Origin of the sequence: Janthinobacterium sp. BJB301, assembly GCF_002735685.1 — a bacterium.
In the GTDB taxonomy this organism is placed as follows: domain Bacteria; phylum Pseudomonadota; class Gammaproteobacteria; order Burkholderiales; family Burkholderiaceae_D; genus Janthinobacterium; species Janthinobacterium lividum.
Genome location: NZ_PDZJ01000006.1, coordinates 134,785 through 149,306 on the forward strand (window position 1 = coordinate 134,785; position 14,522 = coordinate 149,306).

Here is a 14,522-nt window from a genome sequence, read left to right on the forward strand (position 1 = left end):
GACCTTGTATACGACCTTGATCAACAGCAATGATTTGTCCAGCCACCTGAACGACAGCAACTGGGTCATCCTCGATTGCCGCCACGACTTGCTCAACCCGGCCGCCGGCAGCGATGCGTTTGCCGCCGGCCACATCCAGAACGCCCAGTTCGCCGATATCGACACGGCCCTGTCCGGCCCCAAGACGGCGCGCGGCGCGGACTTTACCGGACGCCATCCGCTGCCCGACCGCAACGCCCTGCTGGCCACCCTGCGCGGCTGGGGCATCAATGACGACACGCAAGTGGTCGCCTACGACGGCCAGGGCGGCATGTTCGCCGCCCGTTTGTGGTGGCTGCTGCGCTGGGTTGGCCATCCAGCCGTGGCCGTGCTCGACGGCGGCCTGGCCGGCTGGCAGGCGCAAGGCTTGCCGCTGGTCACACCGGTGGCGCCCCGCCCTATTGGCAACCTGACGGAAAAAGCCAGCCTGACGCGCACGGTCAGCGTGCAGGACGTCGTTGCCAACCTGGAAACCCAGGCGTTGACGGTGATCGACGCGCGCGCGCCCGACCGTTATCGCGGCGAAAACGAAACCATCGACCCCGTGGGCGGCCATATCCCCGGCGCGAAAAACCGTTTCTTCAAGGACAACCTGCTGCCAGACGGCCGTTTTAAAAGCGCGGAAGAACTCAGGCAGGACTTCAGTGCCTTGGTCGCCTCGCCGCAGGCAGCCATCCTGCAGTGCGGTTCCGGCGTGACGGCTTGCCACAACCTGCTGGCACTGGAAGTGGCAGGTTTGCCTGGCGCGGCCCTGTATCCGGGCTCGTGGAGCGAATGGTGCGCCGATCCGGCGCGGCCCGTGGCGACGGGGAGTTAAAAAAATGGCGGACCAGCTGGTCCGCCATTTCACCTGTGGATAACTACGACGTTATCCCCAGCGCTTGATTCAAGCGCTCCAGTTCCGCCAGCCACGCCTGCTGGCTGGCCGGCTTCTGGTGGCGCGGCTTCCTTGCCAGGTCTTCCGCCAGCAATTGCTCCAGTTCGCACAAGCGCTCCAGTTGCACGTCGATGTCCGTCAGTACCGCAGACGCATGCTCCACGCGCGGCGCAGGCGTCGACGCCTGCCCATCTTCCGCACTCAGCCGTGCATACGCGCTGGCCGCGTCAAGCCACTCTTCCAGCCCGCCATCGGCCACCACCCAAAACCGGTTGCAGGCCGTCTCGATCAGGTCGCGGTCGTGCGACACCAGCAGGCAGCCACCCGCAAAGCTGAGCAGCGCTTGCCCCAGTTCCGCCTTGCCCTGCATGTCCAGGTGATTGCTGGGCTCGTCCAGCAGCAGCAAGTGGTAGCTGGCCAGCGACAGCCCCAGGAACAGCAGCCGCGCCCGCTCGCCGCCGCTCAGGGTGGCCACCGTCTGGCCATGGCGCGCATACGGGAAACCGGCCGCGATCAACGCCTGCTTGCGCGCCACCTGGCTGCGCGCAGCCTCGTTTTGCACGGCAAACGGGTACAGGGCGTCGGACAGGTCGGCCGTATCGGCCAGTTGCTTGAGCGACTGGTCGTAATAGCCGATGTTCGCCGCCTTGTGATAGCGCAAGTCGCTGCGCTCCTCCTGTGCCTGGATCGCTTGCCAGCACAGGCGCAGCAGCGACGACTTGCCGCTGCCGTTGGCGCCCAGCAAGGCGACCCGGTCGCCCGGTTTCAGCCACAGCTGGCCGACCTGGAACAGCACGGGAGACGCAGGCACGGCGCGCACATCCAGCCCGTCGAGCGCCAGCAGCTGGTCGGCCGCCAGCGCCTTGCCGCGCAGACTCAAGCGCCAGGGCGCGCCGTCGCTGACGAACGATTGCACATCCTTCAGCTTGTCGATGCGCCGCTGCATGGTCTTGGCCTTGCGCGCCAGGTCTTCATTGTCATAGGTGCGGCCCCACAAGGCCAGGCGGGCGCTGCTGGCCGACAGGCGGTCGATTTCCTTCTGTTCGGCCGCATGCCGGGCGGCAGCGGCTACGTCCGCCTCTGCCAGCGCCGCCAGCGCGGGGCCGCACGGCAAATCGAAATCGTACAGGCGGCTATCGCGCAAGATCCAGCTGCGCGTGGCCACGTTGTCGAGCAGGCGCTGGTCGTGCGAGACGAGGATGAAGGCGCCGCGCCAGGCCAGCAGGAATTGCTCCAGCCACAGCAGCGACGGCAAGTCCAAGTGATTGCTCGGTTCGTCGAGCAGCAGCACGTTCGGCTCCTGCAGCAGGGCACGCCCCAGCAATAGTCTCGTGTGCTGGCCGCCGGACAGCGAATGCACGGGCACTTGCGCCGTTTCTTGGTCAAAACCCAGTTCGGCCAGCAGGCTGTCGACCCGCCAATGCAATTCCGGCTGCTCCAGCACGGGCGCCAGCAAGGCGTCGTACAGGCTCAGCTTGGCAAGTTCTGGCGGCAAGTGCTGCTCCACGTGCTGCAAGCGGCAGGCACGAGCATAGTGGATGGTGCCGGCAGTGGCTACACGCGTGCCGCTGAGCAATCCCAGCAAGGTGGATTTGCCGCAGCCATTGTGGCCGATCAGGCCGATGCGGTCGCCCTGGCGCAGGGTAAAGGCGAGTTCGTTGAAGAGGAAACCGTCGTGGGTATCCAGTTGTAAAGCTTGTGTCGAGATAAGGGTAGTCATGGCTCTTGTCTTTGTTCGGGATGCAAGCATCCGCGTTAACAGGAGCGCTAACGACAACGGAGTACCAGGAAAGGACTCGTCTGGGAGGGTGACTTTGCTCTGGCCAGGTTATCGCAGCGCGATAGAACGTGGGCAAGAGCTGGCAAATGCGCTTAAAGAGCGTGCGCGCCACAAGGCGAGCAACAAGTTTTCTTCCATGATATTTTCCTCCTTTCTGTGCAAGTTAGTCAGAAAGGCAATATAGCATAGGTAGCACTGCGCCGGCAGCGCCAGGCATCAACCACCGTGACGCTTATGCGTCAGGAACAGCACGATGCACACGCCCAGTGCGATCAACAGCACTTGCGGAATGGTTTCGCGCAAGGTGGCGCGGCGCTGCATCTGCGGCATCAGGTCGCTCAAGGCAATATAGATAAAGCCTGACGAGGCGAACACGAGCACGTAAGGAATCAGATTGCTGGCGCGGTCCAGGGTGAAATAGCCGAGCAAGCCGCCCGCCACCGCCATCAGGCTGCACAGCAGATTGAAGATATACGCGCGCAGGCGCGAGAAGCCGGCATTGAGCAGCACGATGAAGTCGCCGATTTCCTGCGGAATTTCATGCGCGATGATGGCCAGGCCCGTCACCAGGCCCAGTTTCGGGTCGGCCAGGAAAGCGGCGGCGATCAGGATGCCGTCCGTAAAGTTGTGCATGCCGTCGCCCACTAAAATCATCCAGCCGGCCTTGCCCGCCTCGTGCTTGTCGTGGCCGTGCGCATGGTGGTGGCCATCGCCTTCGTGGTGGTGCGAATGGCGCAAAATCGCGAATTTTTCCAGCATGAAAAAGGCCAGCAAACCGGCCAGCAGCGTGGCGAACAGGCTGCGCGGGTCCGCCTGCGATTCGAACGCTTCGGGCAAAGCGTGCAGCAGGGACGTCGACAACATGATGCCGACGGACAAGCTGACCATGCGCTCGACCACTTTGGAAAGGAATGCAAACGAAAAGATCGCCGCCGCGGTAATGCTCAACACGCCCGCGATCGTGGTCGCGAGCAAAATGGATATAAGGACGGGATCGATGATTTTCTTACCTCAAAATGGCGCCGGGTCACTGGCGCCCGCGATGCTGGCGTCTGGCCTGATGAATGCGTTGTTATCTATTGTTTAATTTTTTGCGCGTTTGGCGGCAGCGTCGCGCGATGAAGATGCAATTGTACTGCATTGGCGCGCACCGGGCATTTTACAGCCCGGTGCGTCTTTCGCGTCAATTTATGGAAGATGCGGTATGTTTCTGTTGCAGATCACGCCACGCCGTGGCTTTTGAACCAGGCCAGGCAGCGCGCATAACCGTCTTTCGCATCGGCCGCCACATAGCTGGGGCGGTAATCGGCGTTGAAGGCATGGCCCGCATCGGTATACACGACAAACTCGGATGGGTTGCCGCCCTTGGCCAGCGCATCCTTCATCTTGCCGATCGATTCCTGGCTGATGCCCGTATCCTTGCCGCCATACAAGCCCAGTACGGGAACCTTCAAGGTAGCGGCGATATCGATGGGATTGCTCGGCTGCAAGGCAGTCGGTTCGCCGACGAGGCGGCCATACCAGGCCACGCCCGCCTTGACGGCCGGATTGTGCGCCGCGTACAGCCAGGTGATGCGCCCGCCCCAGCAAAAGCCCGTGATGCCCAGGCGGCTCGTATCGCCGCCATTCTGTTTCGCCCATGCCACCACCGCATCGAGGTCCGCCATCACTTGCGCGTCCGGCGTCTTGGCGATGATGCCTTTCATCAACTCCGGGATGCTGGCCACCTTGGTGGGATCGCCCTGGCGCACGAACAAATCGGGCGCCAGCGCCAGATAACCCTGCTTGGCAAAACGGCGCGCCATGTCGGCAATATGTTCATGGACACCAAAGATTTCCGAAATGACCAGTACCACGGGCAAACCCGTCTTGCCTTCCGGCTGCGCCGCATACACGGGCACGGCCTGGCCATCGACCATCACCGACATGTGGCCCGTGACGAGCCCGGCGGAATCCGTCTTGATGACGTTTTGCGCCGCCACGGGCAAGACGGCCACGGCAAAGCCAGTGCCCAGCGCCACCTTCAGGAAACCACGCCGGCCATCCGGCCCGGACAAGCTGCTCTGGCCCAGCAAACTTTCACAATCGGTGATCATGTCGCTCATGCGTTTCTCCTGAAGGTATTGCGTTTGGAAATGTCGGCTTACGCTGCGCTAAGCCGACCTACGGTCATTGCTCAAGTAAACATGTAGGCCGGCTTAGCGGGACACGCCCCGCGTAAGCCGACGCAGCATCAATGCGCTTCGTCCCAGTTCCTGCCGACGCCCACCTCGGCCGTCAGCGGCACTTTCAGCGCGGCCACGCCCGCCATCAGTTCCGGCAGCTTGCGCTGGACCAATTCGAGCTCCGCGTCCGGCACTTCCAGCACCAGTTCATCGTGCACTTGCATGATCATCTTCGTCTGCAAGTTGTCCGTTTCCAGCCAGCCTTGCACGGCGATCATGGCCAGCTTGATCAGGTCGGCCGCCGTGCCCTGCATGGGCGCATTGATCGCCGCCCGTTCCGCGCCCTGGCGGCGGGGGCCGTTCGGCGAATTGATTTCCGGCAACCACAAACGGCGGCCGAACACGGTTTCCACGTAGCCGCGCGCCTTGGCTTGCTGGCGCGTGTCTTCCATATACTGTTTTACGCCGGAAAAACGGGCAAAGTAGCGGTCGATATAGCTTTGCGCAGCCGTACGGTCCACGCCCAGATTACCGGCCAGGCCGAATGCGCTCATGCCGTAGATCAAACCAAAGTTGATGACCTTGGCGTAGCGGCGCTGTTCGCTTTGTACTTCCGCAGCCGGCACGCCGAAGATTTCAGCGGCCGTGGCGCGGTGAATGTCGATGCCGTCGGCAAATGCGCGCAGCATGGCTTCGTCGCCCGAGATATGCGCCATGATGCGCAATTCGATCTGCGAATAGTCGGCCGAGACGATGCTGCTGCCGGGCGGCGCAATAAACGCTTCGCGGATGCGCCGGCCTTCCGCGCTGCGGATGGGGATATTCTGCAAGTTCGGGTCGTTCGACGCCAATCGTCCCGTCACGGCCACGGCTTGCGCATAGTTCGTATGCACGCGTCCCGTGGTGACGTTGATCATCTTCGGCAATTTATCCGTGTACGTCGACTTCAACTTGGCCATGCCGCGGTATTCGAGCAGCACTTTGGGCAATGGATAATCCTCGGCCAGCTTTTGCAGCACTTCTTCATCCGTCGATGGCGCGCCCGTCGGGGTTTTCTTGACCACCGGCAGTTTTAGCTTTTCAAAGAAGATTTCGCCGATCTGCTTGGGCGAACCCAGGTTGAATGGCTGCTCGGCCAGTTCATACGCCTTCTTTTCCAGTTCGAGGATTTTCACGGCCAGCTCGGCCGACTGGATGTTGAGCAATTCGTCGTCGATCAGCACGCCGTTGCGCTCGATCTTTTGCAAGACCACGGCCGTCGGCATCTCGATCTTTTCATAGATGAAGGTCAGCTTGTCATCATTCGCCACGTTGCCCCACATGGCATTGTGCAAGCGCAAGGTGACGTCGGCATCCTCGGCCGCATATTTCGCCGCCTGCTCTACCTCGACTTGATTGAACGTGATCTGCTTGGCGCCCTTGCCGCACACGTCCTCGAACGGGATGGTCGTGTAGTTCAGGTGGCGCAGGGCCAGGCTGTCCATGTCGTGCTTCTTGTGCGATTCAAACACATACGATTCGAGCAGGGTATCGTGGGCGATGCCGCGCAACGTCACGCCGTGGTTGGCGAAGATGTGGCTGTCGTATTTCAGGTTCTGCCCCAGCTTGGGCTTGTTCGCATCTTCCAGCCATGGACGCAGCTTCGCCATCACGTGTTCACGCGTTAATTGCTCGGGCGCGCCCGCGTAGTCGTGGGCCAGCGGGATGTAGCAGGCAGCGTGCTCGGCCACGGAGAGGGAAATGCCGACCATTTGCGCCGTCATCGGCTCCAGCGACGTGGTTTCCGTGTCGACTGCCGTCAGGGGCGCCGCATCGATCAGGGCAATCCATTTGTCCAGCTGCTCGTCCGTCAGCACGGTTTCATACACGGCTTCCACTGCTGGCGCGGCATCGGCAAACATGTCGCCCGTCGTGTTGGCAGCAGCGGCACCGGCAGTTGCCGGTGCGCCAACAGGCGACATCGGCGGCGGCGTGGCGCCCAGTTCGCGCAGCAGGGCCTTGAAGCCGTAGCGCTGGAAGAAGGCCAGCAGCGCTTCCTTGTCTTCGTGTTTCGCCACCAGCGAGTCGGCGATGGTCGTCATGTGTCCGGACAAGTCGCAATCGGTCTTGACGGTGATCAAGGCGCGCGCCTGCGGCAGCCATGGCAAGGCCGTGCGCAGGTTTTCACCCACGGCGCCGCCCACCTTGGCCGCGTTTTCCATCACGCCTTCCAGGCTGTCGTACAAGGTTAGCCATTTGACGGCCGTCTTCGGGCCGCATTTCGATACGCCCGGCACGTTGTCCACGGTATCGCCGATCAGCGACAGATAATCGATGATGCGGTTCGGCGGCACGCCGAATTTGACCAGCACGGCCGCTTCATCGAGCTTTTCGTTGCTCATGGTATTGATCAGGGTCACCTGGCTGTTGACCAGCTGCGCCAGGTCCTTGTCGCCAGTCGACACCACCACGTTCATGCCGGCGGCGGCGGCCTGCACGGCCAGCGTGCCGATCACGTCGTCCGCCTCCACGCCGTCGACCATCAATATCGGCCAGCCCATGGCGCGCACGGCTTCGTGGATCGGCTCGATCTGCAGGCGCAGGTCGTCCGGCATCGAGGCGCGCGTGGCCTTGTATTCCGGATACATGTCGTCACGGAACGTTTTACCTTTGGCATCGAACACGCAGGCGATGTAGGCGGCCGGGTAATCGGCGCGCAGGCGACGCAGCATGTTGACCATGCCGTGCATGGCGCCCGTGGGGTAGCCATCCGGGCTGCGCAGGTCGGGCAGCGCATGGAAGGCACGATAAAGGTAACTGGAACCGTCGACTAACAGCAGGGTGTTTTGCATAATGCCAATAAAATAAGGTGAGCCGCGCCAGCCGGGAAGAAACAGCGGCGGACGGGCGGAATATCGCACAATTATCGCAGAGTTTAGGGCCACGCCACCGGCCGCAACGCGTGCCGTTCCTGGCGTTTTTATCACCCCGGCAGCCCCATGCGGGCGCGCGGGCGGCCGCTGCGGGCCATTTCGGCGCATTAATCAGCCGTATTAAGCAGCATTGCCTACCAGTTTGTTACAATGCCTTATAGATAAATTGACGGCACTACACCACTGCACGCGCTGCAGTCCCACACATGGAAGCGAACCCATCATGATGCGTACATCGACACTCTGGACATTCCTCGCCCTGCCCCTGCTGGCATGTTCGGCCATCGCCAGCGCCCAGACGCCGGCCAAACCGAGCGACGCGCCGCCGCAGCTCGAACGTATCGAGGAAATGGGCGAAGCGCCCATCACCGTGGCACCGGCCGCAGCCAAGCAGCAGATTACCGAGAAACGCGAAGCGGGCGTGACGTCCGAAGTGAAAGTGACGAGCGGCGGCAGCACCTATTACATGAAGCCGGCCGCCGGCGGTGACCAGGCCCACAGCGGCGCCTTGCGCGGCCCGCAATGGAAAGTACTGGAATTTGATCTGGGCAAGAAGAAACAGAAACAACGCGATGAAGAGGCAGCGGACGCACCAGCACCGCCAGCACCAGCGAAGTAAGCAGCCACTCTCTTCTGCCCTGCCCCGGCCATCTGCGGGGCAGCCGGCTTTTTTTGACCTTTTAGACCAATCCTCTCTTTCCCATGGCAGTTTTTACCGCGCTACACCTGGACGATATCGGCCAGTGGATCACGCAGTTTCCACTCGGCAAACCTCTGGCGCTCAAGGGCATCGCGTCCGGCATCGAAAACAGCAATTTCTTCCTGAGCACGGAGCGCGGCGAGTACGTGCTGACGATCTTTGAAAACCTCAGCTTCGAGCAATTGCCGTTTTATCTGCAACTGATGCGCCATTTGGCGGACCGGGGCGTACTGGTGCCGGCGCCGATCGCCAATGCGGACGGCGAACTGGTGACGGCCCTGCAAGGCAAGCCGGCCGCCATCGTCAGCAAACTCGACGGCAGCTCGCAGATGGCGCCGCAGGCCGTGCATTGCGCGGCCGTGGGAGCCATGCTGGCGAAGATGCACCTGGCGGCGCAGGACTTCCCCCTGCAACAGCCGAATCTGCGGGGACTGGACTGGTGGAACACCACCACGCCCCTCGTTCTGCACCACCTCGACGATGCCAGAGCGCACTTGCTGCGCGCGGAAATCCATTTCCAGGACGCGTTTGCTGCCTGCGATACGTATAAAGCCATCCCGCGCGGTCCCGTGCATGCCGACTTGTTCCGCAACAATGTCATGTTTGACGGCGAACAACTGACGGGCTTTTTCGACTTTTACTTTGCCGGCTGCGACACCTGGCTGTTCGACGTGGCCGTCACCGTCAACGACTGGTGCGTGGACCTGGACACGGGCGTGCTCGACACGGTGCGCGTGCGCGCCCTGCTCGACGCCTACCAGGCCGTGCGCCCGTTTACGCACGAAGAACAAACGGCATGGCAACCGATGCTGCGCGCCGCCGCGCTGCGCTTCTGGCTGTCGCGCCTGTACGATTATTACCAGCCGCGCGAAGCGGAAATGCTGACCCCGCACGATCCCACGCATTTCGAACGCATTCTGCGCGAACGTATCGCCACACCTGCTCCGGAACTGTTTTAAACATGGAAAAATTACCTGCAAGTACAGGTTGGCAATGGGTGAAACAAGGCTTCGCCCTGTTTCGCAAGCAACCTGGCGGCATGTCGATGCTGTTTCTCGGCTATATGTTCTGCATGCTGGCCGTCAGCATCGTGCCCGTGCTCGGCCAGATGCTGCCCGTCATCCTGGTCCCCGTCTTTTCCGTCGCCTTCGTGCAAGGCTGCCTGAACATCGACCAGGGCAAGCGCGTCTTGCCCAGCCTGTTGATCTCGGGCTTCCGCAAGCCCGCGTTTCCTTCCCTGTTCGGCCTGGGCGTGCTGTACATCCTGATGGCCATCGTGGCCATCGGTGCCTCGACTTTGGTGGACGACGGCTTGCTGTGGCAACTGGTCACCGGGCAATTGACGGAAGAAGCGGCGCGCACCGCCATCCCCGAATCGCGCCTGGGCCTCGGCATCCTGCTGGCCATCGTGCTGTACGTGCCGGCCGCCATGGCCTTCTGCTTTGCCGCACCGCTGATCTACTGGAAACAAACCGGGCTGGGCAAGGCGCTGTTCTTCAGCTTTTTTGCCGTCTGGCGTTCGCTGTCGGCCTTCATCGTCTTCGCCGCCACCTGGTTCGCCATCAGCGTCGTCACCAGCCAATTGCTGGCCGTCATCTTTGGCCGCACTCCGCTGATGATGCAGCTGATGATGCCGCTGTCGATGATTCTCACCATCATCATGCATTGCTCGTTCTACGCCGCCTACCGCCAGATCTTCGGCTTGCCCGTCGATGAGAGCAAGACGGTGTCGCTGGACAAGCCGAACGACTGATTGCTACGCCGCATAAGAAAAGGGCAGCCTGCGCAGGCTGCCCTTTTTTCTGGCCTCAGGGAGTTCAACGCCCTAATCTCTCCAGCTTGGCGATACCCAGGTCCAGCACCTTCATGCCGTGCTGGCCGAAGTTGATTTGCGCGCGCGCATTGCCGCCGCCGCCTTCGATATTGACGATCACGCCTTCGCCGAACTTGGTGTGCGCCACGGATTCGCCGATGCGCCAGCCGCCGCCCGTGGCTTTTTGCGCGATCTTTTGTGCAATCGCATTGTCCGAACCCAGGCTGGCCACCTTGGGCGCCTCGTCCCAGGCCGACTTGCGGTTGCCGAACCAGTTCGCCTGCACCTTCGGCGACAGCCATTTCAAGGATTCTTCCGGCAATTCGTCGAAGAAGCGCGATTTCATGTTGTAGCGCGTCTGGCCATGCAGCATGCGCGTCTGCGAAAAGCTCATGTACAGCCGCTTGCGCGCGCGCGTGATGGCCACGTACATCAGCCGGCGTTCCTCTTCCACGCCGTTGTCTTCCTTCGAGCTGCTTTCGTGCGGGAACAGGCCCTCTTCCAGGCCTGTGATGAAGACATTGTCGAATTCCAGGCCCTTGGCCGAGTGCACGGTCATCATCTGCAGCGCATCCTGGCCCGCCTGCGCCTGGTTGTCGCCCGCTTCCAGCGACGCGTGCGACAGGAAGGCGGACAGCGGCGACATCACGGCCGGCAGCGGCGCGTCGGCATCGAGGATTTCGATGCCGTCCTGGTTGACGACGGGCGCGCCCGATTGCGCCTGGGCGGCAGGGCCCAGATGGGCCGGCGCGCTCTGGCCGAAACCTTCTTCGGAAATGAACTGGCTGGCCGCGCTGACCATCTGCTCCAAGTTCTCGATGCGGTCGGCGCCCTCTTTTTCTTTTTGATAATGTTGCAGCAAGGTACTCGCTTCCAGCACCACTCTGACCATTTCCGGCAAGGACAATTGCTGCGTTTCGAAACGCACGCCCTCGATCAGCTTGACGAAACCGGCCAGCACGCTGCCCGCCTTGCCCGCCACATACGGCACGGCCGCATACAGCGAAATGCCGTACTGTTCCGACGCGGCCTGCAATTGCTCGATCGAGCGCATGCCGATGCCCCGCGTGGGGAAATTGACCACGCGCAGGAAGGCCGAATCGTTGTGCGGATTGTCCATCAATTGCAAATAGGCAATCGCGTGCTTGACCTCGGCGCGCTGGAAATAGCGCTGGCCGCCATACACGTGATACGGAATCGCGGCCGAGAACAGCGCATGCTCGATCACGCGCGACTGCGCATTCGAGCGGTACAAGATGGCGATTTCACTGCGCGAAGCGCCATCGGCGATCAGGCTTTTCGCCTCTTCGATGATCCACTGCGCTTCCTGCAGATCGGAACTGGCCTCATACACGCGCACCTGCTCGCCATGGCCCGCGTCCGTGCGCAGATTCTTGCCCAGGCGCTTGCTGTTGTTCGCAATCAGCACGTTGGCGCTGTCGAGGATGTGGCCGTGCGAGCGGTAGTTCTGCTCCAGCTTGATCAAGTTCTTCACCTGGAACTCGTGCTCGAAAGCGCTCATGTTGCCCACGTTGGCGCCGCGGAACGCATAGATGCTCTGATCATCATCGCCGACGGCAAACAGGGCACCGCCATCGCGGCTGCCGTGGCCGGCCAGCAATTTGAGCCAGTTGTATTGCAGATTATTCGTATCCTGGAACTCGTCCACGAGGATGTGGCGGAAACGGGCCTGGTAGTGCTCGCGCAGAGGCTGGTTACGGCTCAGCAATTCATACGTGCGCAACAGCAATTCCGCGAAATCGACGACGCCTTCGCGCTGGCACTGGTCGTCGTACAGCTGATACAGCTCGACCATCTTGCGCTCGTGCGCGTCGTACGCTTCCACGTCCGTGGCGCGCAAACCCTGGTCCTTGGCATTGTTGATGAAATACATCACCGTCTTCGGCGGGAATTTTTCATCGTCAATATTATTCGCCTTCAACAAACGCTTGATCACCGACAATTGATCCTGGGAATCGAGGATCTGGAAGGTCTGCGGCAAGGCCGCGTCGCGGTAGTGCGTGCGCAGCAGGCGGTTGCACAGGCCGTGGAAGGTGCCGATCCACATGCCGCGCGTGTTGATCGGCAGCATGGCCGACAGGCGCGTGAGCATTTCCTTGGCGGCTTTATTGGTAAACGTCACGGCCAGGATGCCGGGCGGCGATACCTGCTGGGTCTGGATCAGCCACGCGATGCGGGTGGTCAGCACGCGGGTCTTGCCAGAACCGGCGCCTGCCAGGATCAGCGCGTGCTGCGCCGGCAAGGTGACGGCAGCCAATTGTTCGGGATTGAGGTTGTGAAGAAGATTTTGCATCCCGTGATTATACCGGCATGGCTAAAAATACTGTGCATTTGTCCAGCGGTCGCGCCGTATTCGCCGCGTGCGCGCTACAATCGGCATCACTGCACAGCTGACGAAAACATGCCCATGACACCTCCCAGCCACCTCGACGGCGCCCGCGTACTGGCCTGGGTCTGGTCCGGCCTGCCTTTCGGCCACGTCACCAATGAAGACGGCGCCGCCCCCATCGCCATCCACGGTCTGGCCGTGTGCCGCTACGGGGACGAGGCGCAAGTCTACCGTTTCAGCTGCGACGCGCACTGGGAAACGGTACAGGATGAGGTGTATGCCAGCGAGGACGACGCCAGGGAGCAGCTGCCGGCGCAATACCGCGCCGTGGCCGCCGTGTGGAACACACCGTGAGTTACGCCATCCGCGCAGCCACCGGCGCCGACCTGCCCCTGCTGGCCCAGGTCGAGCGCAGCGCCGCAGCGCTGTTTGCCCACGCAGGCCCCGAACTGGCGTGGCTGGCGCAGGGAGAACCCTTGCCACTGAGCACCTTGCAGATGCTGCAGCAGCATGGCGGCGTATGGGTGGCCGCCGATGGCCTGGACCGGCCATCGGGTTTCCTGGCCGCCCAGCCGCTCGACGGCCAGTGGTTCATCGTGGAATTGTCCGTTGCCCTGCCGCATCAACGGCAGGGCCTGGGGGCGCGCCTGCTCGACGCGGCGGCGGCCCATGCCCGGACGCTGGGCTGCGCATGCCTGACACTGAGCACGTATCGCCACCTGCCATGGAACGCGCCCTACTATGCGCGCCACGGTTTCAGCGCAATCGAGGCCGCGGCGCTGGGCGCGGGTCACGCGCTCAAGCTGGCGCGCGAAGCGCAGGACGGGCACGACCCGGCGCTGCGCTGCCTGATGCGCAAGCCACTGGCCCGCTGATTCAGCACAGCATTCAGCGCACCAGCTTTGCCTTGCCTTCGCTGAGCGCCTGGGCGATCACCTGGCGCGTGGTCTTGTCGGCGATCTTGACGACTTTTTCCTGCTGGCGGCCCAGGTCGTCCATTTGCTTGCCCAGCGCTTCCATCGGCTTGCTGCGCTGCTCCATCTGGCGCGACATCTGCTCCATTTTCTCGGCCTCGCGCTCGTGCACGTCGGCGATGCGGTCGTTGATCTCTTCCATTTCTTCCTGCGCATCTTCCATCTGCTGCTGCAGGCGTTCCACGTCGCGCTCGGCCGCGCGGCGCGCCGTGCCGCTCGTTGCCAGCGCCTGGCGGCGCGAGGCGTCGCCGAGCTTGCGGCCCAGCTCCTGCTGCTGGCGGCCCAGCGCGCGCAGCTGTTCCGACTCGCGCGCGCTGCCCTTTTCCAGGCTGCGGGCGCCCATCTTGCGGCCCATTTCACCCATGGCCTTGCCGTGCGCGCCCATTTGATCGCCAAGCGCGCTCATCTCCTTGCCCAGCTGTTTCGAGGGCAGCCATGCCGTACGCACCTTGCCCAGCAAGGCCGTATCCTGCAGCACGTAAGCCTGTCCCTGATCGCGGAACCACAGGAAGGGGCCCTTGATCGAGCGCTTGAGCTTTTCCACCTGCTGCGAATGAATATCGCTGTCGATAACGATGACGCCCTCGCTATCCCTCGTGCCATCGACCAGCGCATAGCTTTCGCCCTTGTCGAGCGAACGGCTGACCTGCACGCTGGGCGCGGCTGGTGCGGCCGGTGGCGCGGGCGGTTGCGGCGGCTGCACGGCCAGCGCGCTGCCGCCAAGCAGGATACCGGCCAGGCTGAGGATCAAACGGTGGGAAGTGGACATGGCTGCCTCGTCGCAAAAGTAGTGGAACGTTGACTGTAGCGGCAACCGAACCTGGCCTCCAGCGCGCTGCGACAGGCTGCAAAAAGACCTGGCTGAATGGCAAACACCGGCGATGGATGGCATCCGGACAAAAAAAAACGGAG

The 14,522-nt window shown here is 62.3% G+C and carries 12 protein-coding genes; 6 read left to right on the top strand and 6 right to left on the bottom strand.

Going from position 1 to position 14,522, the window contains the following annotated elements:
* The first annotated feature begins 4 nt into the window (after positions 1-4).
* The gene (locus tag CSQ91_RS26125; protein WP_099390090.1) at positions 5-856 is read left to right on the top strand and encodes a sulfurtransferase; all 852 of its coding nucleotides are present in this window, start codon (positions 5-7) and stop codon (positions 854-856) included.
* 43 nt (positions 857-899) lie between these two features.
* Here the strand turns inward: CSQ91_RS26125 and CSQ91_RS26130 are convergent, their stop codons facing one another.
* The 4 genes from CSQ91_RS26130 to polA all read right to left on the bottom strand — a co-directional run bounded on the left by CSQ91_RS26130 (position 900) and on the right by polA (position 7,692).
* A complete protein-coding gene (locus CSQ91_RS26130) occupies positions 900-2,636 on the bottom strand; it encodes an ABC-F family ATP-binding cassette domain-containing protein (protein WP_099390036.1) in 1,737 nt (578 codons plus the stop codon).
* Positions 2,637-2,912: 276 nt separating this feature from the next.
* Complete coding sequence (locus CSQ91_RS26135) at positions 2,913-3,671, bottom strand: ZIP family metal transporter (protein WP_051959370.1); 759 nt, start codon at positions 3,669-3,671, stop codon at positions 2,913-2,915.
* A gap of 245 nt (positions 3,672-3,916) precedes the next feature.
* Positions 3,917-4,801: a dienelactone hydrolase family protein gene (locus CSQ91_RS26140; protein WP_099390037.1), complete on the bottom strand. Its 885-nt coding sequence runs from the start codon at positions 4,799-4,801 to the stop codon at positions 3,917-3,919.
* Positions 4,802-4,929: 128 nt separating this feature from the next.
* Entirely contained in the window at positions 4,930-7,692 is a 2,763-nt protein-coding gene (gene polA / locus CSQ91_RS26145; protein WP_099390038.1) for a DNA polymerase I, read from the bottom strand.
* A 304-nt stretch (positions 7,693-7,996) separates the two neighbouring features.
* On the opposite strand from polA, the gene CSQ91_RS26150 reads away from it, so the two are divergent.
* The 3 genes from CSQ91_RS26150 to CSQ91_RS26160 all read left to right on the top strand — a co-directional run bounded on the left by CSQ91_RS26150 (position 7,997) and on the right by CSQ91_RS26160 (position 10,226).
* A complete protein-coding gene (locus CSQ91_RS26150) occupies positions 7,997-8,392 on the top strand; it encodes a hypothetical protein (protein ID WP_070278239.1) in 396 nt (131 codons plus the stop codon).
* An 83-nt stretch (positions 8,393-8,475) separates the two neighbouring features.
* A complete protein-coding gene (locus CSQ91_RS26155) occupies positions 8,476-9,432 on the top strand; it encodes a homoserine kinase (RefSeq protein WP_099390039.1) in 957 nt (318 codons plus the stop codon).
* A 2-nt stretch (positions 9,433-9,434) separates the two neighbouring features.
* Complete coding sequence (locus CSQ91_RS26160) at positions 9,435-10,226, top strand: BPSS1780 family membrane protein (protein WP_034784808.1); 792 nt, start codon at positions 9,435-9,437, stop codon at positions 10,224-10,226.
* Between the two features lie 64 nt (positions 10,227-10,290).
* Here the strand turns inward: CSQ91_RS26160 and CSQ91_RS26165 are convergent, their stop codons facing one another.
* The gene (locus tag CSQ91_RS26165) at positions 10,291-12,600 is read right to left on the bottom strand and encodes a UvrD-helicase domain-containing protein (RefSeq protein WP_099390040.1); all 2,310 of its coding nucleotides are present in this window, start codon (positions 12,598-12,600) and stop codon (positions 10,291-10,293) included.
* Positions 12,601-12,714: 114 nt separating this feature from the next.
* On the opposite strand from CSQ91_RS26165, the gene CSQ91_RS26170 reads away from it, so the two are divergent.
* Together CSQ91_RS26170 and CSQ91_RS26175 are read left to right on the top strand one after the other, a co-directional pair.
* Positions 12,715-12,990, top strand: coding sequence for a hypothetical protein (locus CSQ91_RS26170; RefSeq protein ID WP_099390041.1), 276 nt, complete (start codon positions 12,715-12,717; stop codon positions 12,988-12,990).
* The gene (locus CSQ91_RS26175) at positions 12,987-13,511 is read left to right on the top strand and encodes a GNAT family N-acetyltransferase (protein ID WP_099390042.1); all 525 of its coding nucleotides are present in this window, start codon (positions 12,987-12,989) and stop codon (positions 13,509-13,511) included. The genes CSQ91_RS26170 and CSQ91_RS26175 overlap by 4 nt, the downstream gene beginning before the upstream one ends.
* A 13-nt stretch (positions 13,512-13,524) precedes the next feature.
* Here CSQ91_RS26175 and CSQ91_RS26180 read toward each other — a convergent pair whose 3' ends face one another.
* The gene (locus CSQ91_RS26180; protein ID WP_143451099.1) at positions 13,525-14,379 is read right to left on the bottom strand and encodes a hypothetical protein; all 855 of its coding nucleotides are present in this window, start codon (positions 14,377-14,379) and stop codon (positions 13,525-13,527) included.
* Positions 14,380-14,522: the final 143 nt, after the last annotated feature.